This is a genomic window from Biomaibacter acetigenes (assembly GCF_003691585.1).
GTDB classification, from domain to species: domain Bacteria; phylum Bacillota; class Thermosediminibacteria; order Thermosediminibacterales; family Tepidanaerobacteraceae; genus Biomaibacter; species Biomaibacter acetigenes.
The window spans coordinates 1,316,929-1,337,586 of sequence record NZ_CP033169.1 but is presented as its reverse complement, the minus strand read 5'-3'; the positions used below and the strand labels follow the sequence as shown (position 1 = coordinate 1,337,586).

The window sequence follows — 20,658 nt, the reverse complement described above, 5'->3', positions numbered from 1 at the left end:
CTACTCCATCCCGCATCAAACATGCCCCTCACCCATCCTGGTCAGGGCGTTGTCATAATACATCAATATACTGCTGTCTTCCTGAAGGATGCTTTCCGGAAGCCTGTCGCCTATTTTCACTATGGTGGCGTAATCTTTATCCTTCCAGCACTTTTTAAACCCCGCCCTTACAGCCTCGGTCCGGAAGACCTTCAGCCTTCCGGTGCTGTTTTTATATTCCTCAAATTCCTTGAGAAGATTCTTTTCCCTTAGTTTTTCCAGGTCCGACTGCTTGCTTATATCCGGCACGTACCATCTTCCCTGCTCATCCTGCAGGAAATTTTCCTCCAGAAGATCCATAAGCTCAGGCAGTTTTTCGTATTTTATCTGATGAAGTTTCTGAAGAAATTTCGGTTGGATTTCCTGATAGGTCTGGGGTTTTTTCCCCAGCTCTTTTCTGAGCCACTGAATGGCACTCTTTTCATCAAGAATTAATAAGGAAATCTGGTCATTTAGCTCCAGTTCCATCCTCTTTTGATCGTATATATTTACTTGACTGAGCAAAAAATACATACCGTCTCGCTTTGGAAATCTCTGCTCCAATCCCGCATAAAAATCCGCAGCTCCCATGGGTATGGATGCGCCCTTCTGGATATGAAAGGTGATCATGCTATCATATAGAAGATATGCCTGTCTTTCCGGGATGACCTCCAACTGACCTTTGTTTTCCACTGTAATCGGAAGTTTTTCCAAATGCTGACGGATATAATCCCAGGCGCCTTCCTCGGTACCGGCTTTTTTAAGGAAGCCCTGGATAAAGGAATCTTTGGGTTTATATGCGGAAATGACTAAGTCCTGTTTTACTGCAGTAGTAGTTGTAACCTGCTTAAAACTACCTTGTTTTTTATCTAAGGTTTTTACATTAACAATTATGAATCCGGCCTTAAGGATAGATTCTTGTAAAATATTAAAAATACTATTCCGGGAGTTGTGAAATTCCACCGTCATCCATCTTCCTGGTTTTAAAATGCGGTACATCTCGCAAAAACACTTTTCCATTAATTCTTTATACTCGGGCAAGCCTTTATGCTGAACATTATTTACAACAGCTTCAGATTTATTGTTGGTAAAGACTTTAAGCCATGCTTCCCAGAGAAAATTCAGCTCTGAATACATAAGGTTGTCACCAAAAGGGGGATCGGTAAAAATATAGTCTATGAAGTTATTCTTTAATAACAAATTTCCAGCATCATTTGTAGAAACTAATGTTGTTTCTCTTTCTCTTTTAATAGAAATGAATATAGGTTTAAGTCTACGTAAAATTTTATTTTCTAATTGGCTAAAAATATTATTTTCCTTTATCAATGAAGGCATATACAGTGTCCCAGAGGTAATATTTGAAGGAAATGATACATTAAATCTAAAAGCATTTAATTTACAATGTCTTTGTTGTACATTATTTAATGCAAATAATATTTTTTTCTGAACAATTTTATTATTAATTTTTGATATTTTATTAAATAACCATGATAAAACTGAAATATTCCTCTTCGTATAAAATGATGCACATGTGTTACACCATGAGACTTTTTCGGTTGTTCCGTATTATATCCTTCTGGCATCCTGTCCGTCGGATACCAGTATGGAATATCCATGTCCTCTATCTTTTCAATCAATTTTATGTCAAATTCATCGGGGGTCTTTTCGTATCTTGACCTGCCCACGGAATAGTTTATGAGGACGGGCACCTGTTTTACCTGCCTTATGGTCTCATTTATGGCTTTATCATATTTTGTTACCCAGGCTTTTTCCAGGTTTTTCTTGTTCACCTTTGCATTGCAGTGGGGGCAGTTAAAGTCGTCCAGCACTTTGCCGGATTCTTTGTCCACCGCGGCATCCCAGAAGATGATTTCCCCGCTGCAGTTGGGGCAGATGAAAACATCGGACCAGACGGTATAATTTATCCTGCCCTTTACGGGCTTTCCATGGATATCGGTCTGGGGCACGCCGTCTATGGTGTGGATGGTTTCATACATCCAGCCGCACTCTTTTTCCACTTCCTCCAGGATGCGCCTTGCCTCTTTTTCAAATTGTTCCACATCCACCGGGGTGTTGTAGTTGTATGCTATGAAGGTGGCGGCAGGGGAAAGGTCGCACAGGATGGCCCTTCTGGCCCCCCACTCCACCTTTTTGCCTTCCTTTCTGGCTTCTTCTTCAATTTTCAATTTGAAATCCTTATCGGGGTTGCCGCACATGCTAGCCGCCACTCCGGTCATGCCGGTGCCGCAAAAGCCGTCGAACACTATGTCTCCGGGCTTGGTGTAGTGGAGGATATACCTCATTATCGCCTTATGGGGGACCTTTGTATGATAGGAATGGGCGTTGTATATGGGGTCATTTTTGCCTTCCGATACATCGGCGGTATAGGGTTCACAGTGGTAATCGTCCTTTTCCTCATCATAAGGAGTCCCGTATTTTTCTATAAAATCATTTATAAAAGGATTGGGGCACGCTGTATAATGGGGAGGGTCGGAGAGGGCTATTATATCCTCATCCGCGCCTTTCGGGAATCCCTCCATATGTCTTACGCTGTCCAGTATTTCTTTCGTGAGCTTCATCGTGCTGCCTCCATCATTTCAGTATTATTCTTATCTTGCCGGCATCCCTGCCTCTTGATATTTCATCTAAAAAATCCATAAACCTCTTTTTTAAATCCTCCAGGGTGGAAGGACCGCTTCCGAACACCTTGCTTTCTATGTCCCTGGCCGACACTTCAATTTTTTCCAGGCCTCTGGAAAGGTCATTTATGGCTGAAACAAACACGGCATCGACTTTTTCGGGAAGAGTCCTGCTGTTGATTAATGGTTTTAATGCCTTTTGCTGTTCTTCCCTTAAAAAGCTTATGTTCTCGCTGACTCTGGGGTCGTCTATGAAATTTACCAGGATATTTTTCCATTCCTCATAGAGTTTATCCAGGGCATCCTCTATTGAATCCAGCTCCCCAAACACAGCTCTTTCGCCGTCCGCAGGATTAAAGTTGCAGTAGGGGCATGCCGCCGTATTTTTCATATTGTCTTCGATGAGGGCAAAGCAGACTTTCAGCGATGATAATCTATCTATCTGTTCCTTAAATTTTCCCTGCGGGATTATATCTTTTATGCCTGTGAGCTTTTCAAGGTTTTGCTTTATATTGCCGTTTAATATCTTTTTTTTGCGCTCATCGCCTGAAAGGTCCAGTCTATGCTTTTTGTGGAGCTCCATGTATTTTTGTATATACTCATCCTTTATCTGTCTCAACCTGCTGGTAAGCCTTCGGGAAATATCATCATCTATGCCGCCGGGTTCTTTTAAGATACTTTCGATTTCCTGCTTTATATATGCGACCTTTTTGCCCCAGGCTTCATCTTTGAGCACCAGTTCGGCACTGGCAAGATAAGAGGCATACGGGTCAATCTCCTGCTTGAAGGATTTTAGAATGTTTAATTCTTTTATGATTTCCAAGGCTTTAAAGTAATCTTCTATTTCTCCGGATGTGGGTTTGAAATTTTTAAGTTTTGCCGGGGTGTTGTATTTTTTCAAGGAATCGAGAAAATCTCTGAATCTTAATAAAGCTTCTTTGTAATTTTGTTTTTTACTCTCATTTATAACAGGTTTGCCCCATATATTTATCTCCCCATACATGAATTTCTGGGCATCAATAATTTTACCTATGATATCATCTATTCTTTTCAGCATCATTTCAACGGCAGCGGCCCTGGTGTTGGGATTTGTAATCTGTCCCGGAGGTAGCTCCAGATATTTAAAAAGGCACTTTAATGCCTCGATGGGGATATCCATCGGGCGCTGGCAGTGTTTAAATTGTAGAAGGTCGGCAGTATTATCTGCCGCCATCTCTTCCAGCATGGTGGCGTCGTATTTTTTTGCGGAGGTGGTCAAAGTTATATCTCCGCTATAGATTAAGGAAGCCATTATCACAACAACCCACCAGGGCTCCAGCTTAAACTTTTTGTCGAGTTCTTCATCCGTATTTACCCACTCAAAGATGTCGTCCCGGTTCAGTACCTGTTGTTCCGGCAATTTATTTATGAGGTTTATAAAATGCTTTGCATATTTGGAATGTTCGGGAGATATGTTTTTATCTTCATCCAGAAGCCCCAGTGAATCCAGGACTTTAGCCCCCATATCAGTCTTTTTACCGGCTATATAATTTATGGCGGATTTGAACAACTCCCGCGTATTTTTCTGCGTCACTAAGACGGAGAATCTGGGGTAGTCGGGGTATTTTTCGGCAAAATACGGAGAAAGGCAGGTGGATGCGGTCATGTCTATATAATCCTTGATGGTGACCTCCACGGCTGCCCTGCTTTTCAGCCAGTAGAGGATGGTCCTGCATTCGCCGTCATACCGCACCTCAAAGCACTCTTTTATGTGCTCCAGTATCCATTCTACGGCTTTTTTCTGATACGCCATGGCTTTATCGTAGTATACGGATTTACTGCTGCCCGAAGACATGTCGTACATGGACATGGTGGCGGCGTACATCCTAATATATTCATCAACTTTTTCATCCCTGTTTACAAATTCGAAGTAAACCTCATCCGGCTGTGTCATGCCGTCATGCCTGTTATTCCCGTAAGGCGGCAGGAAATATATATAAAAATCCCTGGGCGGCTGGGCGGTGGTCCTTTCATTGGGCAGCCCCATGAAAAGATATCCCCGCCTCTCCACGTTTCTTTCTTCCCATATCAGCTCATACTGGTATATTCTGCGGCCTCCCACATACTCGGGCCTCTCCCATTCCATGGCCTTTAATATGATGCTGTAATAGTATTTATTGATGTCCTCATCTTCAATAAAGTCGGCCCTGGCCTGAATCTTTGCATCATAGTCTATGTCTTTTTTCAGGTCCAGATAATACTGCTCATTGTCCCGGTTATATGTTATAAACTGGCCGCTGACGGTCTTCAATATTTCTTTCATCACCGTTTCAATGGTGGTCTTTAAAAAGCTTTCTTCCATCTCGGGCATCGGGGTATAGAGAAAAAGGTCGTCCTTCATATTGTCTACCGTAAGCCCCAGAGGAGCATGGATGTCTCCCGTGGTAAGTCTTTTTACGCTCAGGGCGTAGATTATCCTCTTTGCCATGGGTTTATACTGAGGTCTGGTATACGAATGTTCTATAAGGCTTTCCAGCACGCCGCTTTTTTCTATGACTTCCCTTATATCCGCATCGGATTTCATGCCGGGATTATCTTTTATGAAATCCCAGTATGAATCGTAGGAAATGATGCCGGTATCGTCTTCGGGCACCTCTTTTTCCAGCAGATTTTTTATGGTGATAGATATGGTCTTCAACACTTCCCTTTTTTCGGCTATGTAAACCTTCTCAAAAGTTTCTATGTACGAAGGATGAATGGGAAACAGGTTAACATATTCCTCCAGCCTATCAGCAAGATTTTTATAGAGGGGGCCGAACTTCACCAGATGCTCCCTTATCCATGCCTTCTGCCTTTCGTTTTTCTTGAGGATCCTTTCTGATACTACATAGGATATGTCCTGCTTTTTTATCATGATCTGTTCAAATCGGGCTTTCACCCTGTTTAAAGAATCCGCCACGAAAGAAAACTGCCCGCTTTCAAACAGGGATTCCTGCAGGCCCGCCATAAAGCGTATGCGGGTGACCTTGCTGACTTCGCCCATTTCTCTCAGAAAGGTGAGCGCCAGGACCATCTTCTGTTCCGACAAATGCCTCAAATAATCTAGAAGCTCGTCGACCACGATAAGGTATCCTTTGTCGGGATACTTTTCCTGAAATAAATTCATCATCTCCACCAGGGAATCGGTGGTATTGGATACCTCCTCCATGGATGGAAATTTATATTCTATTTCTCTTTTGTAAAGGTCCTTTTCTATTTCCCTGGTCACTATATCTCTAAGATCCATCTTGGAAGCGCCTATCTCAAACCTCAACACCTCAAATTTTCCGGCAATACACTCCGCTTCTTTTTTAAACCGCTCGTTTTTCATCAAATCCAGCATGTCTTTATTTTCAGCTATGGCGGAAATGACTGACATCAGATGGGATTTGCCGGTGCCGTAATTTCCGACTATGAAAATGCCCTTGTTGTCTACAGTATTTTCAAATTGAAGCTGAGGTAAGACAATGTTTATGAGGGCATCCGCCATACTGTCGGACATGACGTAAGTTCTGACAAACCTTTCCGCATCCTGCTTTTTGTTGGTATCGGTAAGCTTTATGATGCTTTCCACCGGATCAAAATTTACCAGGTCTTTGTATTTCACAGTTATCCCCCTTTTCTTCGGCTGGTATTATTAAAGATGATTCCAGGTAAAAAAGCAGCTTCCTGTCGGAGACGGCCTGGCACCTGCTCTTTCAGTATTTTAAGCACATGCCCTGCTGCCGGCTGGGATACGCTCGATTATTGCTCTTAAATGACTTCTTTAAATTTCTCAATCGATGTTACCTTGTTTTTACTGCGCTGTATCGATCACAATGTAATCATGTCCATCCATTCTGTATTTTACAAAATCAGGATGCTGGGGAACCGCATATATAAGGTGCCCGTCCTCCACTTTGCCGTTCCAGTGGGCTATACAGGCTTTATAGCGGCTCAAGTTCTTCAGCAAAAGCAAAGGGTCTATCTTAAGATGCTTTTCGAAAAGAATTTCGATGTTATCCAATATCAACAGGCTGCCGTGATTTGACTCAACAATCTCGTTCACATAATCCTCTACATAAAAACAGCGCTCATCAAAGGGAATGCGAATGAGCTTTTCGGAAAGCTTCAGATTTAAATTGATGTAGTCATAGCCGAATTCTAAAGACATTTTCTTCAATATGCCGGAAATTTGCCGCTCTTTCGGCCCCACAACCAGAATGAGCTTGTAATATTTATGGGGCAATATTTTTATGGCATTTTGTATGTCAAGTGCCTTCAACATTTTTTCACCCGGCCGTTCTTAATCAATTTATATTGCTTTGAAACTATGCCAATAATCAAAAATCCTTTGATTTAATAAGAATTCTCCAGAAATCGCCAAAATCCTGCTTTTTATGCGGTAACAAAGGCAAAAAAGTCAAGCGACAGATTCGGGCATAACCACTCATGAAACGTCAAGCACAGTTAAGAATAAACCTGCCCTTTATAGAGGCAGGTTAATTCTTGACTTTATATTTTTCACTGCTTCAAGAATCTGTCGAGCTCGCTCAGAGACTCAATGTCAAAAATATTTTCCGCAATCAATTCAAGAGTCGGCCTATCCTGACACAGGATTCTTTCTTTATACTCAGAGGGTAGCTCTCCAAGTTTTTTGCACAGTTGCCTGATTATGGTCTCAGCCATACCTTTCCCTACACCTCTTTCAATGCCTTTTTCAATGCCTTTTTCCAGTCTTTTTTCCAAGCCTTCTTCAAACCCTCTTCTGTATATCTCAGGGTCGATTATCATTTTTGCCATTTCATTCACCTCCTGCTCAATGTCTTTTAACTCTTCGCTGAATAGTTCCCCGGCCAGGGTGCTAAGTTCCAGAAGTATTTTGTTGCATTCTTCGATGATAAGGTCGTTTGTTTTAAGGGCATCTTTTAATTCTTCGATTATGCTCTCTATTACTTCTGTTATTTTCCTGCGGTATTCGTTTTGAAGTTTTGTTCTTTCTTCTTCCTGAAATTTTCTTTTCTTCAGGTTTTCGAGTTCTTCGCTTAAGTTTATTATCCGCAGCGGGAGCATGATGTAGAGCTTTTGCCTTTTATAATAGTCCGGATCGTGTTTCCAGATTTTGAAGGTAGGCACTATGTATTTTATTTTCTGTTCTGTATACGGCATTTTTATTGTGAGGTTTAGTTCGTCAGGTATGGATTCGTTGTGTTTTAGAAATATGATGATTTGAGATGGGAATTCTACGGTTATTTCTTCATCTGGTTTTATTTTGCTGTAGTCCAGGTTGTCTATGGCTATTCTAAATCCGTAATCTATCATGCGGATTATTAATGTCCTGTCGTTGATGGTCTGGAATTCTATGTGGTATTTTGTTTTTTGTTCGTTTATTTCTATGCTCAAGACGGTGTCGGCTATGGCGGTGGTTTTGTCCAGTCTTATGTATTCCCGGTTTAATTGTTCTATTTTCGCGTCTTCTTTGAAGTTCTTTTTAACATGCCCACCATGGTGGACATGGTTATGGAGATATTGAAAGAAATCAGCAGGCATGGTTAGACGGTGCTACTAGTGGAACAGAAGGTCCAGGAGGCACTGGAGATGGCCGGCAGGGGATACGCGCTCCAGACCGGCCGCATAGTGGCCGAAGGCACCGGAAAAGAACTCCTGGAGAGCGACATGGTGAAAAAGGCATATATGGGAATGTGAAAAAAGCCCCGTTAGGGGCTTTAATCATGCCAATATCCCGGCCTCGCTAATATCTTTGAGTGCCTTTTCCATGGCAAGCACATCATGAATGGAAGGAAAGGTAATGTATATATCATATTTTATGCTCAAGGATATCGCCTCTTTCAGTTTCCAACGGCTTTTCACTGCTTTTCGATAGAATCTTGATTGATCTGTTGAACATGGCCTTGGCAGCCTCATTTTCGCCTATTTCCATATATACATTCGCCATGACCGAGTAGGTATCAGCCAGGTTCGAATCCATGACGTCATGTTTTTCAAATATGCCTGCGGCCTTTTTCAGGGCCTTCAAAGCCCATTTCTTCTTGCCTATTCCATACAAAACCTTTCCCAGGATCTCAAGATTATGTGCCATTATTATCTCATCATGGTTCATACGCAAAATATTGCGAACCCTCCTGCAGTATTTCAGGCATTCCTTATATTCCTTCCTTTGAATATAAATATTGGCTAACTCATTCAGACTTCTGGCTTCGCTAAGAGGCCTGCTTAATTTCCTGTAGAGCCTTACACTATCTGTAAAACACTTCAAAGCCTCATCTTGGTTATTCTGCTTGATATAGACCATACCCATATTGTTTTGAGCCATAGCAACGCCATAATCGTATTCGATGAGCCTGTAAAGCGAAAGAGCCCTGCCAAGATGTTTCAAACTTTCCCGGTAATCCTTCAGATAATAGCAGCATAGCCCCATGCCGGTATAACAATCTCCTATATATCGATGGCAATTCTCCCTTTTTGATATCTCAAAAGCCTGTCGGTAAAACTCCATTGCCTTAACATATGCTCCCTGCCTGCCGTGTATGGACCCCAGCTTTATCAGACATTCCGCTTTGATCTCATATAAACTCAAATCATTCTCTTCTATTGTTTCAAGGCACCTGGACAGATGTTCCTTGGCCTGTTCATACTCCGACAGCTTTTCAAAACAAATGCCCATCATATACAGACACACGGCCAGCTTATCATACATTTCATAATTAATTAACTTCTGCAGGATTTCTCGGCAGGCATTTGCACATTCTTCATACTTGCTGATGCCAAAATAGACCCTGGCCGCATAATAATCACACAAAAAGCAATAAGTATCAATGCCCAGTTCCTGCATTTTTGATTTTAACTTGCCTATAACTTCAAGAGCCCCAGCGTAGTCGGAAGAACTGACATCCCCCTCAAATTTTGCAAAAAGGCCTATGAGATGATTGACCGTGTCGCTATCCACCGTCACCACCGACTCTCTTTCCTCTTCCAGCAGATAAGCCACCGGAACTTCCAGCCTTCTTGCGAGTATCTCAAGGGTTTTTAAAGACGGATTCAGCTTTCCTTTCTCGATCTGGCTTATAAAGCTGGTGGTAAAATCCTCCCCGGCCAGATCCTTTTGCTTGAGGAACAACTCTTTTCTGCGCTTCTTAATTTTTTCACCTAAAAAACCGCCCATCAAGATTACCTCCGCAAATATTTATAACAATATATTAACATGATGAATAAATAAGTCAAGAAAAAACAGCAGACAGCCCGATAAATCAAGAATGGATTAGACAGATATGCCAATTTATGGCGCTTGCGAACGAATGATAATCTATTTTAACTGCATAGTAGTAAATTTTAAATGATATGACAGAATATTTTTTAAGACAGTCTATTGACAATTAATATAAAATTAACTATAATTGAGTCATAAGATTCCATATTAAGCAAAAAGAGGTGATATAAATGAAGAGGATATTACTTCTGATACTTTCGTGTGCTGTATTCTTCAACGTATTAAGTGTAAATGTAAACAATAAAACCTGGCCTAATCAATTCGAAGAAAAAATAATTGAAGTAATAACTTTAGATGATGCGGAATGGCCATAAGAGGAAAAATTGTATAGAAGGGAAGGACTATCTAATGATAAAATTAGAGCTCCTAACTTCATAATTTGAACTCAGCTAAATCGGATGGAAAATTGGAATAATTAAAAATTTTATTAGGAGGAATCAAAATGTCTATTCGAAAGAAAATAAATGTAATTTTACTCATGTTGCTTTTGTTTTTGATTTGGACATGCTCATCAGCTCTTGCCTTGGATGAATATGCAACGAAATTTGTTCAACATAGGGCAATCAGTGCCGATTGGGGCGCATTAAGTTTTAACTTCTATGTAGATTATGGGGCAAACACTACTGTTGGATCACAGTACAAATGGATCGACTACAATTTAGTTTCAGCATATAAAACGGAAGATTGTGTGATATACCCAGATGAAATAGGAAATGGTGATGCTTATTTTGTGGAAGTATATGAGACAGTTGATGGAGATGAAATCGACAGTCTTGGACCTTCTGCATTTGACACAGCCGATGGTATTTGGGACCCGGACACAATTGTTTATTATAACTATGAATCAAATGATACCATGGCGTCGATAAATTCTGGTACATCCGCTCAAGCAACTCATGCCTGCTACTTTTTCTTAAATGATACATGGGTACCAGGAAATAAATCTGTTTACGTTTCTTTTAGTTTTTAAAAACTTGAAAGGGTGATTTAAATGAGAAACAAAAAAATCATATCTTTATTGCTACTCTGTTGTTTAGTATTGAACGTAGGTTTTAGCATAGCATATGGTTGGGAATTTTTAAATGCTGACAAAGACACCAAAACAAATCTTGACGATGCTTTTATAGAAGCAGGCAAGTATGTAAAGAACAATGAAGATTTACTTACCAATATGGGGGAAATTGTAGCTACCGTAAATGAGGTTCCTATCTATAAAAATGAGTTGCTTTATAGACAGGGATTTGCTTCAGCTATCGGGCAGCAAAATAATACACTATTAGATAACTTTAATGCTTTGGCAAGAAAAAAGGTACTCCTTGCATTTGCAAAAAAAGAAAATATTGTAGCAACTGAACAAGAAGTTCAAGAATTTATATCTAAAGAACAAAATGCTATGAAACAGTCAGACGAATTTAGAAATGCTGTAGAATTATTCTGTGAAAATGCCGGAATGTCTATGGAAGAATATTGGAATCAGTATGAATACAATATAGCAAAAGATATAGTGACTATCGGCAAATTAGAAAAGTATATAATTGATAGAGCCGTTTCAGAAGGGAAACTCCCTAAGAAAACGGAAAAGCTTGATAAAGATATTTCAAAACAGTATACAAAATATCTGAGAGATTATAAAAACAATCTAATGTCAAAAGCTGAGGTAGAAATAAAAGAAGGATTTAAAGAAAAATTAAACGGCTTTAAAAAAGATAACTTAATAAAGCAATAAATTTGACAACTCATAAAAAGGATGTATGGTGAAAAGAGATTCATCATACATCCTTTATTCGATTTAACGATTTTCAATTATTTTTAATAGCTCATCGACTGTATCCGAAACATCATCAACCGGGATGTACGAAACGGTTCTCTGTTTGCCTGTCATTGTCTTTATATCCGAGAAAATTAATTTACCTTCTTTTAAAATAATGAGAAGCCCGCAAAGAGATTTTGCAGGACTGGTTTCTTTTGTATTATCAAGAAATGAAATAAAGTAGTTGCCTTTTTGCTGCATTTTTTTACCGTTATCTAAAATCTTGTTTTCTTCACTTGGTGATAATTTTCTAACTTTGATATTATCTATTAAACTTAATATCTTTTTTATTGTGGATAAATCTTGTATTGATGGATAGTCAACTGCAGAGTTTGATTCATTAACTCCTTGGATATCTATCATATCAATTTTTTCTTTATTGTAAATAAGATTAGAGGAATTTTGACTGCATCCGGTTAAAAACAGAACCATTAATAAAATAATCAAAAGCTTGCGAATAACCATTTAAATCTTATCCTCCCTCCTGCAAAAATGATTATAATTATTTTACAACCTCTTCAAAATCACTATCATTAGTTTATACTTACGATGTATTTTATAATAATATATTAACATAATGGATAAATAAATCAAGAATGACAGTCAGAATTAAAGGGGTCAGGCTTGAATAATTTCCTTACTCATGGCATAATTACCCAGGGGGGTGCACCAGTTCGGCGCTGTGAATATAGCCAGCGGGAAGCCGGCACGGTAAGGCCCAGCCAGCCGCCGTTATCCAGCCTTGGAGCCAAAGCCGTGAGGTGAGGTTTAAGCGTAGGCAGGAAACCGTGCGAGCCAACGGAGAAACGCTGACGGGGAAATACACGATACTACACCACACCAGCAAGAAGAAGCTTAAAGCCAAGAAGCAGAACATGAAGGAATGGCTTGCTTAAAGAGAACATCCAAAGAAAGCCGTCCGATATAATAGAACTGCTGAACAAGAAAGTGGTAGGGCACTACAAGTACTATGGCATCTCAGGGAATTACAAAGGACTCCTGAAATTCTATCGCTTCATCATGGTCGCACTCTATAAGACGTTGACGAAACGCAGCCAAAGGGCATATCTGACATGGAAGCGATATAGGATGCTCCTTGAGAAGCACCCGATAGCGGAACCGAGAATATATGTGAACATCTGGCAAGCTGTGTAAGGCTTATATGATGAGCCCAATGCCTTAATAGGGCACGTTGGGTTCTGTGAGGGGTGTGGACGGCCTTCTCATATTCAACACATCATTGAAAAGTGAGGTGGAAGTCGAGCGTCTACTCGACATTTATATGGAAAGTACAGTAAAAGAATCAATTAAATTATTATTAATATCCTTCATTATAAGTCTTTTAGTGTCTATGTTTTCTGATTTTGATTTAAGGATTGGTTTTTTTGTTTATGTGTTTGTATATTTTTTAAGTTTTCTTTTGGTACCGTATTGGCTTAGAAATAATAATATAAATTGGGGAATAAAACTATTTTTAACCATATTTGTTGGTATAATAAGTATTACAGCTATTGCATATATCTATGGAATAGGAAGAACTTTACATACATATACTGTTGCATTCTGCGTTTTAATTATAAGTTTAATAGTAATAAATTGTATAAAGAAAAAAATTAAGAGATAAGTTAATTACTATGGTATAGAGTTAACAAAATCGAAGTAAATGACAAAGATACCAAGGGGACGGAGTGTGCGCCACAAAGGGCGTATCATATAGCAGGCGGGAAGCCCGCTGAGAAAGATCTAGCAAATCACTCATAGCAAGTCTTGGGCGGCACAGGTAACCTGTGGCGTTAAGCGTAGACAGCAAGGTAGTAGGCCGAAATTGCAAACTGAAGGGATAGTGTTACCTCCCACTCTTTTTGTCTCCCTCTTGCTCAAAAATCCTGACCGCTTAGGGAGGAGTTTTACACATAATGAAGAAATAAAGAGAGAGAGAAACAAACTATAAAAGAGGGGTCAGGCTTGAATAATTCCCTTATTCACGGCATAACTATCCAGGGTGGCGCACCAATTAGGCGTTGTGAATATAGACGGCGGGAAGCCGGCACGGCAAGGCCTAACCGGCCGCCATTATTCAAACCTTGGAGCTAAAGCTGTGAGGTGAGGTTTAAGCATAGGCAGGAAACCATGCGAACCGTAATGAGAAAGCGTGAAGTAATAGAGCCTCGTTAGATTATACGAAAATTATTTTTTCATGAATTCTACCCTAAAAAGTTCATTTTTTTTAGACTATAAAGGTTGAAATTCCACCATAAGTCCGCATCCATTATCAAATGAAGTATAAATTGCCTCTGTTAGCCATGTTATGGTGCCATTCTTGATTTGCTCTTTAATCTTGGCCTCTCTTGTTTTTCTTTCTTGGATTTTCTTTTCTCTATGACTCATTGGTGCGCCACACCTTTGAGTATTTTTATAATCAATCATTCTTTTTATATATTATCAATGCATTGCTCAGGTCCCGGCCCGGAGCAGTAAGGTACCTGCCGCCATAATAAAGTCCACTGGAGGCTCCGCCATCCAGGTTCATGGCATTGTAGGCTCCCAGAGAATGCATGATGGATACCAGTTCTCGTATGGTTGCCCTGTTTACTGTCACCATAAGAAGCATATTGTTTGCCGTAACCCCGATGGCGCTTCTTGCCATAGAATAACTCAATATTTTTTCGCTGGAAAACCCTTCACTTATGGGATCTACAGTGATTTTTCCATCGGTAATGAGCCTGGGGCCGACTCCCAGAGCTCCGGCGGCCTTTTGCCAGAAGGACTTATCGGTGCTGGCAGGTTCAAATTCTGGAGAGAAGTGAGCTCTGCCGCCAATGTACACCGAGCGGGCGTTTTGGTCCCACTCCACCGCTTCTCCCAGGGCTTCGCTGACAAATCTCACCGGAACCATAGTGGTACCTTTATAGACCAGAGGAGCTTTATCCAATTTAACGGACTTGCCATTGACAGTAGCGGAGGTTTCACCAACTTTCAGCGATATTTTAACAGCTTTGCGGACGGCGGTGACTCGTCTTTGGGCGTTATCCCAGAAAACCTGTGCACCAAGGCTTTCAAAGATGCCGCGTATGGGTAAAAAGGTGTAACCGTTGAAAACTTGAGGCGGCACATCAAACAATTTTTCCTCGCCGCCTATGTAGATTTTAATATTTTCCTGGGAAGCCGCCTGGCCGGGAAAACCTATTGAAAAGCTGAAGAAAACTGTCAAAATAGCTATTATCGGTAAAAATTTTTTGAAGGACATTTTGAAGACCCCCATTTTTTGGTGTTCGATATCAATAATTTACCATAAAAACGGCACTTTACTCAATGGGTTAACAAATCAATGTCAAGCTACCGGCACCGGACTTTTACAATCCGGCAAAATACGGATTTGAAAGGCACGCAGCGCAATTAAAAAGAGAAGAGGCATTAAGACCCCTTCCCTTACATTTCTTGCCTTTTTATACTTGCACTTTTAAGCTCCTATCTTTCTATTTTCCAGCTTCTACACTGCTTTGAACAGCATCTTTAAGCATTAATTTTGGACCTGTTGACCCGCCTGGGTTGCTACGTTCTTTTTTAATCTTTCCACCAGAGTCCGGACCTGCGGCAGGAGCGATACAACAAAGCAAATAAGGGTATCGGTCCCGATAATCATGCCGTTCACCAGTATGGAGTAGACTACGGGGCTCATATTCTCCGGCGCATAGGATGCAAAAAATATGACGCCGGAAAGAAAGCTGGAGAAAAAGCGGCCAAATCCTCCCAGCAATACGCCTGCACTTATATTCTTTCTGCAGAAACCCGCAAGGCCCAGAGCGGCAAAGGCTATAACATAATCCAAAAGCACCTGGACCGGGTGAACAATAAAAGGATCCTGTATAAGTTGCAGGATGCCGTAAACAGCCCCTGCAGCTATTCCAGCGGCGGGCCCGAATATACTGGCATAGACAAACATGGGCAGCATGCTGGCAGGGGTTATCGACCCGCCCTGAGGCCAGTGATACAATCTTACATAGGACAGCACAAAGGCTATGGCCGTGCACAGTCCTCCATATACGATGGCCCTGGAATTGAAATTTGCCCTTGGCCCTAATATCATAAGCAGCACCGCCGTCAACACAATTGCTGCCAGCAATGAAAGGGTAAGGGGGGTAAGCTCGGTCAGGTCCTGAAATACACTGACAAGATAGTTCACATAAATCACCTCCTCTCCATCCCATAGCGAATTGGCTATGTCCGGAGAGTAGATAAAAAAGCCGTAACGCAAAGTCACGGCTTTTTCTCAAGCCACTTCCCTGCGCTAGCATTACCTAGATCAGGTTTAAAGGGTCAGCAAGGGCTTACCCTTGCTTTCTCAGCTATCCGCTCCCCTAGTGGACATAGTCTATTGATTTGATTGAATAAGGGTTATAGAAATAAAAATTTGTTTATTATGTTTTAATATATCACGGTTTTACAAATTTATCAAATTTCATATCGATAGAATACGGGCCTATTTTAAAATAATATTTTGGGTAAATAAGCCAAAAAGGGTAATTTATACTCCACAAAATACTTGTAATTCAGCTAATACCTAAAAACGCTGATATTTTTTCATCTCTTCCTAAAAATAGTCTTCAATTATATTCCATCTTTCTTTATCAGTCATTTTTTCTTCATAAATTCCATTAAAACTTTTTGTGATCTATTTCTCTTGCGCTCAATATCGGCAAGAATGCCGTTACTATAATCTGACTGAGATAATCTTCGTAGTTTAGCTGGGTCATTAACCCTCACAAAAATCTCACTATTTTTACCGCTTTTACCTTTCTAAAAGACTATTTCTCTGATTATATAGTCTTTTTTCTGGTAAAATTCTCCATAAAAATCCAGACTCCTGCTTATTGTATTTTTATTGAGACCTTTTTTAACTGACTCATCCTTATTATTTTATTATAAAACAAAACATACCCAGAATAAGGGTATGTTGGAAAAATTATCAACAGATAGTAAAAATACTTTTCATTTCTTGATGTGGTTTTAATTTCAATGGTCTTCACGATGATATCTCATTTCTCAGGGTGATTTTTCAAGTCTACCATCCGTTATCGACTTATTATCCCTTATTATATTTTATATATCTCAAAGGAAAATCCTACTTTTTTGTGCTTTCTAATTTAATTTAACATAAAAAAACGCCCTTTAAGGCGTTTTTATCGTTTTTAACGAGCAGGTCTGTAAGCCGAGTTCTGTCGTGGATGGTCATCTATCTCGGATGCCAGTTGCCTGACATCTCTAGCGACCTTACCCGGGAGCACGGCGGGCCACCGCAATTGCTCCTCTATTTGGTCTTGCTCCGGGTGGGGTTTACATAGCCGGAAAGTCGCCATTCCGCTGGTGAGCTCTTACCTCACCTTTCCACCCTTACCCCGGGGATGTTGGGTGTCGAAGTTTTTGGTGTTCCCACCTCTTGCCTCACACCTCGCACTTCCCACCGGGGCGGTATATCTCTGTTGCACTGTCCTTGAGGTCACCCTCACTGGGTATTACCCAGCACCCTGCCCTGTGGAGCTCGGACTTTCCTCGAGCCGAAGCTCGCGACCATCTAACCTGCTCATTATTATACTTTGTTTTTTGGAGGAATTATATTATATCACAGTCTTTTATTTTAGTATACTGGTAATTTTAACAAGGTTGACTGTGATGCGACTTTGTGCAGCTCCCTTGGAGCTGCAGTCGTCTAATCACAGTCTTTTATTTTAGTATACTGGTATTTTTAACAAGGTTGACTGTGATGCGACTAACATATTACAGTTCTATTTCTTCCTCGTCCAGGGCTTCATCGATTCCCCGGTTGGCCAGTTCGTCAGCTCTCTTGTTCTGTTCGCGCCGGACATGGGTAATGGAATATGACTTGAATTCTTTCAGAAGATCCTGAACCTGTTTATATAAATTTTTTATACCTTCATTTTTAACCTGGTATTCGCCTTTTATCTGCTTTACCATGAGCTCGCTGTCGGTGATGATGTCTATCTCGTCACAATTCATCTCAATGGCTTCATTGAGCGCTCTGATCAGGGCAGTGTATTCTGCTATGTTGTTTGTGGTCTGACCGATGTAGTCGCTTATTTCTTTAACTACGCCCCCACTTTCATCGATAAAAACAATGCCGATTCCCGCATCGCCGGGATTGCCCCGGGAAGCTCCATCGGTAAAAACTGTGATCTTTCTCATACTACCTCCCGAAAATTTAAATGAGAATTCTTCCGCAACTTTCGCAATAAACTAGACTTTCGTGACGGTTCACCTCCCGTATCACCATGACCGATACATCCATTCTGCATCCGCTGCATTTACCGTTTAAAATGAAGGCAACAGGTTCTTTTTTTTGTTTTTTGACCTTTTCGTATTTGTCTAATAGCTCTGAAGAGATATTATTCTTAAGCTGCTTCTTTTCCTCATTGACCCTTTCCAGCTCAAGATTTATTTTATCAATTTCTTCTAAGGTTTTCAATCTTTTTTGATTGTATTCTCTTTTCATTATTACAATTTCTTGTTTTTCTGCAGAAAGGGTTTTTTTTAAATCCTCCAGTTCTTCCATAAGTTTCAAGGCCCTGTCGTCGTTTTCCCTCGTTACTTTTTCGCACCGCATTTTGTTTTTCCTGGAGCTTGCTCAATTCTTTCATGGTTTTTATTTCTCCGCCGTAAATCTTTTTTCCAGCAGTTTCATTTCGCCATCCAGTTCTTTTGACTTGAGTTCAGCTCTGGCCAGTTCTTTTTTTATGGCCTCCATTTTCTCGCATCTTTGACTGTAAGATGTTTCGGCCTGTTCTATGGTTTTTCTCAAGGTTAGAAGCTCTTTTTTGCCCGGATGGTTTTTTAGAGCAGATTCCATTTTTTCCGATTGTTTTTCCAGTTCCTGAAAGTTATAAAGCTTTTGCAGCTGCTCACCCAGCATTTCAATTCCTCCTTCGTAAATTTAAAAATAAAAGAGAATAGGATTTGCTTCCTATTCTCATATAATTTTAAAAGGCTCTTCATCTTTATAAACTTCGATATCCACTTTTTCACCCAGAAGCTGGATTTCCCTTTCCAGATAATGGGCCAGCGCCGGCAGCACGAGGTTTTCCGTGGAAAAATGCCCGGCATCTATGATGGCAAGGTCGAAAGCCTTAGCGTCCACAGCATCGTGATATTTGACATCTCCCGTAATGAGCACATCGGCTCCGGCAAAGGAAGCAGCAGAAATCAGGTCTCCTCCTGCCCCGCCGCAAACTGCCACCTTTGAAATTTCTTTATCCAGTTCTCCCGTAACCCTTACATAGGCTGCAGAAAGTTTCAGCTTTACGGTTTCACATAAACTTTTAAGGGAAACGCTCTTTTTAAGATTTCCTACCCTGCCCAGGCCGAAAATATTCCCGGTATTTTCCAGGGGATATATGTCATAGGCCACTTCTTCATAAGGGTGTACCTTAAGCATGGCGTTTATAACTTTTCTGACAAGGCTTTCGGGAGCTATGGTCTCTATTCTTACCTCGTCCACCTTTTCAAGCTTGCCTTCTTCACCGATAAAGGGCTTTGCGCCCTTTCGGGTTTAAAGGTCCCCTTGCCTTCGATATTGAAGCTGCAGTGGCTGTAGTTTCCTATAAAACCTGCTCCGGCTTCACCCATAGCATTCCTCACAACATCCTCATATCCCCGTGGCACAAACACCACTATTTTCTTTAGTGGCTCTTCGGTGGTTTGCTTCAATACCCTGACATCTTCCAGTTCCAGAACCCTGGCCAGCACGTCGCTTACTCCTTCTTGCGCTATATCCAGATTAGTATGGGCGGAATAGATGGTTATATCGTGTTTCACAGCTTCATACACCATTTTACCCAGGGGTAGGTCTTTTCTTAAAGCTTTTATGGGTTTAAAAATCATGGGATGATGGGAAATAATCATGTCAAAGCCGTTTTGCGCAGCGTGTTGCACCACTTCCGGAGTGACGGTCAGCGCCACAAGGATTTTACTAATTTTTCCGGCGAAGTCCCCCACCGCAAGGCCCGGGTTATCCCATTCCATGGCAAGCTTTCTCGGTGCCAGTTTTTCCATGATGTTTATTACGGTTTGACAGGAAATCATTGCAAGACCTCCTTCCATATTTCGAGCTCTCTTTGATATTGCGCCAGAGCCTTTTGCCCCGAAGCAGTATTTATGGTTTTCAACGGATTAATCAAACTTTCAAGGATTTCTATTTTGTGTTGTATATATTCGTAAACTATCGGTGTCCTTTTTTTTGCGAAGCACAGGGCCCACGGCGATATCGATATCGTCAAAAGGTCCGGGGGACTGCCGGCGCGCCGCTATTATTTCATAGAATCTAGAATCCTCGACAGCTATATCCTCGTCAATTATTTTAAATCCCATGGAAAATAGTTGCCTCCTGAGCTCGGGCTGGTTTCTCATGGGCTGAAGCAGCATAAGCTTCATGGATCCGGCCACCGGCCTAGAATCTCTTATGATTCCGGCTATGGTTTCACCACCCATGCCGGCTATCACCGCAGTCTGGACTTCTCCTGGCGCCAGCGGTTTTAATCCCGGGCCGTGTCGCAGTTCGATAAAATCCTCCAGGCCGGCTTTTTTCACATTTTCAAGAGCTCTTTTGAAGGGGCCCTGTGTTATCTCGGTGGCTATCACTCTGGTGGAAATCCCCTCTTTTATCAGATATATGGGAAGATACGCATGGTCCGTGCCGATATCGGCCACCACATGCCCTCCGGGAATCATGTTCGCAATCAACAACAATCTGTTAGTGAGATTGACTTTCATCTTTTACCCTCGATTGCAAAAAAAGTGGAGACACTGCCCCACTATTTTAAAAAAGCCTTTATTTATAAGCAATTAAACAGCAGTAGCTTTTTTGAAATGCGTTACGGAAAGCCCTATATTAAGGA

At 41.0% G+C, this 20,658-nt stretch carries 17 protein-coding genes, 1 other RNA gene, 2 pseudogenes and 1 riboswitch; of the genes and pseudogenes, 5 read left to right on the top strand and 15 right to left on the bottom strand.

Going from position 1 to position 20,658, the window contains the following annotated elements:
* Nucleotides 1-15: 15 nt before the first annotated feature.
* The 4 genes and pseudogenes from D2962_RS19490 to D2962_RS06495 all read right to left on the bottom strand — a co-directional run bounded on the left by D2962_RS19490 (nt 16) and on the right by D2962_RS06495 (nt 8,204).
* A pseudogene (locus tag D2962_RS19490) lies at nt 16-2,597 on the bottom strand (DNA methyltransferase).
* A gap of 13 nt (nt 2,598-2,610) precedes the next feature.
* Nucleotides 2,611-6,282 carry a DUF6079 family protein gene (locus D2962_RS06505; protein ID WP_122014530.1) on the bottom strand — a complete coding sequence of 1,224 codons (3,672 nt, stop codon included), beginning with the start codon at nt 6,280-6,282 and terminating at the stop codon, nt 2,611-2,613.
* A gap of 189 nt (nt 6,283-6,471) precedes the next feature.
* Complete coding sequence (brxF, locus tag D2962_RS06500; RefSeq protein ID WP_120766966.1) at nt 6,472-6,942, bottom strand: BREX-3 system P-loop-containing protein BrxF; 471 nt, start codon at nt 6,940-6,942, stop codon at nt 6,472-6,474.
* 236 nt (nt 6,943-7,178) lie between these two features.
* A complete protein-coding gene (locus D2962_RS06495) occupies nt 7,179-8,204 on the bottom strand; it encodes a DUF4351 domain-containing protein (protein WP_120766967.1) in 1,026 nt (341 codons plus the stop codon).
* Nucleotides 8,205-8,213: 9 nt separating this feature from the next.
* On the opposite strand from D2962_RS06495, the gene D2962_RS17485 reads away from it, so the two are divergent.
* Entirely contained in the window at nt 8,214-8,360 is a 147-nt protein-coding gene (locus D2962_RS17485) for a hypothetical protein (protein ID WP_162991127.1), read from the top strand.
* Nucleotides 8,361-8,384: 24 nt separating this feature from the next.
* Here the strand turns inward: D2962_RS17485 and D2962_RS17955 are convergent, their stop codons facing one another.
* A complete protein-coding gene (locus tag D2962_RS17955) occupies nt 8,385-8,489 on the bottom strand; it encodes a DUF3343 domain-containing protein (RefSeq protein WP_222927707.1) in 105 nt (34 codons plus the stop codon).
* Nucleotides 8,473-9,837, bottom strand: coding sequence for a helix-turn-helix transcriptional regulator (locus tag D2962_RS06490; RefSeq protein ID WP_120766968.1), 1,365 nt, complete (start codon nt 9,835-9,837; stop codon nt 8,473-8,475). Before D2962_RS06490 ends, D2962_RS17955 begins: the two co-directional genes overlap by 17 nt.
* A gap of 275 nt (nt 9,838-10,112) precedes the next feature.
* On the opposite strand from D2962_RS06490, the gene D2962_RS17480 reads away from it, so the two are divergent.
* The 3 genes from D2962_RS17480 (at nt 10,113) to D2962_RS06480 (ending at nt 11,668) form a co-directional block, all read left to right on the top strand.
* Nucleotides 10,113-10,256, top strand: a complete 144-nt coding sequence (locus D2962_RS17480) for a hypothetical protein (RefSeq protein ID WP_162991126.1) — start codon at nt 10,113-10,115, stop codon at nt 10,254-10,256.
* A 128-nt stretch (nt 10,257-10,384) separates the two neighbouring features.
* Complete coding sequence (locus D2962_RS06485; RefSeq protein ID WP_122014529.1) at nt 10,385-10,912, top strand: hypothetical protein; 528 nt, start codon at nt 10,385-10,387, stop codon at nt 10,910-10,912.
* Between the two features lie 21 nt (nt 10,913-10,933).
* Nucleotides 10,934-11,668 carry a SurA N-terminal domain-containing protein gene (locus tag D2962_RS06480; protein ID WP_122014528.1) on the top strand — a complete coding sequence of 245 codons (735 nt, stop codon included), beginning with the start codon at nt 10,934-10,936 and terminating at the stop codon, nt 11,666-11,668.
* Between the two features lie 63 nt (nt 11,669-11,731).
* On the opposite strand, the gene D2962_RS06475 is transcribed toward D2962_RS06480, so the two are convergent.
* Nucleotides 11,732-12,217, bottom strand: coding sequence for a putative periplasmic lipoprotein (locus D2962_RS06475; RefSeq protein ID WP_120766971.1), 486 nt, complete (start codon nt 12,215-12,217; stop codon nt 11,732-11,734).
* Nucleotides 12,218-12,376: 159 nt separating this feature from the next.
* Between D2962_RS06475 and D2962_RS17475 the strand changes: the two genes are divergently transcribed.
* Nucleotides 12,377-12,517, top strand: coding sequence for a hypothetical protein (locus D2962_RS17475; RefSeq protein ID WP_162991125.1), 141 nt, complete (start codon nt 12,377-12,379; stop codon nt 12,515-12,517).
* 1,654 nt (nt 12,518-14,171) lie between these two features.
* Here the strand turns inward: D2962_RS17475 and D2962_RS06460 are convergent.
* The 8 genes and pseudogenes from D2962_RS06460 to D2962_RS06425 form a co-directional block, all read right to left on the bottom strand.
* Nucleotides 14,172-14,999, bottom strand: a complete 828-nt coding sequence (locus tag D2962_RS06460) for a stalk domain-containing protein (RefSeq protein ID WP_120766974.1) — start codon at nt 14,997-14,999, stop codon at nt 14,172-14,174.
* A gap of 273 nt (nt 15,000-15,272) precedes the next feature.
* A complete protein-coding gene (thiT, locus tag D2962_RS06455; RefSeq protein ID WP_122014526.1) occupies nt 15,273-15,935 on the bottom strand; it encodes an energy-coupled thiamine transporter ThiT in 663 nt (220 codons plus the stop codon).
* An 80-nt stretch (nt 15,936-16,015) separates the two neighbouring features.
* Nucleotides 16,016-16,122, bottom strand: a riboswitch (TPP riboswitch).
* A gap of 819 nt (nt 16,123-16,941) precedes the next feature.
* Nucleotides 16,942-17,336: RNase P RNA component class A (gene rnpB, locus D2962_RS06450), an RNA gene on the bottom strand.
* Between the two features lie 191 nt (nt 17,337-17,527).
* Entirely contained in the window at nt 17,528-17,953 is a 426-nt protein-coding gene (locus D2962_RS06445; RefSeq protein ID WP_120766977.1) for a ribonuclease HI family protein, read from the bottom strand.
* A 16-nt stretch (nt 17,954-17,969) separates the two neighbouring features.
* Nucleotides 17,970-18,371 carry a C4-type zinc ribbon domain-containing protein gene (locus D2962_RS06440; protein ID WP_122014525.1) on the bottom strand — a complete coding sequence of 134 codons (402 nt, stop codon included), beginning with the start codon at nt 18,369-18,371 and terminating at the stop codon, nt 17,970-17,972.
* A gap of 39 nt (nt 18,372-18,410) precedes the next feature.
* Nucleotides 18,411-18,677, bottom strand: a complete 267-nt coding sequence (locus D2962_RS06435; protein WP_122014524.1) for a hypothetical protein — start codon at nt 18,675-18,677, stop codon at nt 18,411-18,413.
* 57 nt (nt 18,678-18,734) lie between these two features.
* Nucleotides 18,735-19,846: pseudogene (locus tag D2962_RS19485) on the bottom strand (Nif3-like dinuclear metal center hexameric protein).
* A gap of 99 nt (nt 19,847-19,945) precedes the next feature.
* The gene (locus D2962_RS06425) at nt 19,946-20,533 is read right to left on the bottom strand and encodes a tRNA (adenine(22)-N(1))-methyltransferase (protein ID WP_122014523.1); all 588 of its coding nucleotides are present in this window, start codon (nt 20,531-20,533) and stop codon (nt 19,946-19,948) included.
* Nucleotides 20,534-20,658: the final 125 nt, after the last annotated feature.

Coding starts and splice junctions, on each gene's coding strand:
- D2962_RS06435 (WP_122014524.1), bottom strand. CDS start 18,677: ATGCTGGGTGAGCAGCTGCAAAAGCTTTATAACTTTCAGGAACTGGAA.
- D2962_RS06495 (WP_120766967.1), bottom strand. CDS start 8,204: ATGCCTGCTGATTTCTTTCAATATCTCCATAACCATGTCCACCATGGT.
- D2962_RS06480 (WP_122014528.1), top strand. CDS start 10,934: ATGAGAAACAAAAAAATCATATCTTTATTGCTACTCTGTTGTTTAGTA.
- D2962_RS06475 (WP_120766971.1), bottom strand. CDS start 12,217: ATGGTTATTCGCAAGCTTTTGATTATTTTATTAATGGTTCTGTTTTTA.
- D2962_RS06490 (WP_120766968.1), bottom strand. CDS start 9,837: ATGGGCGGTTTTTTAGGTGAAAAAATTAAGAAGCGCAGAAAAGAGTTG.
- D2962_RS06445 (WP_120766977.1), bottom strand. CDS start 17,953: ATGAGAAAGATCACAGTTTTTACCGATGGAGCTTCCCGGGGCAATCCC.
- D2962_RS06425 (WP_122014523.1), bottom strand. CDS start 20,533: ATGAAAGTCAATCTCACTAACAGATTGTTGTTGATTGCGAACATGATT.
- D2962_RS17480 (WP_162991126.1), top strand. CDS start 10,113: ATGAAGAGGATATTACTTCTGATACTTTCGTGTGCTGTATTCTTCAAC.
- D2962_RS06485 (WP_122014529.1), top strand. CDS start 10,385: ATGTCTATTCGAAAGAAAATAAATGTAATTTTACTCATGTTGCTTTTG.
- D2962_RS06460 (WP_120766974.1), bottom strand. CDS start 14,999: ATGTCCTTCAAAAAATTTTTACCGATAATAGCTATTTTGACAGTTTTC.
- D2962_RS06440 (WP_122014525.1), bottom strand. CDS start 18,371: ATGCGGTGCGAAAAAGTAACGAGGGAAAACGACGACAGGGCCTTGAAA.
- brxF (WP_120766966.1), bottom strand. CDS start 6,942: ATGTTGAAGGCACTTGACATACAAAATGCCATAAAAATATTGCCCCAT.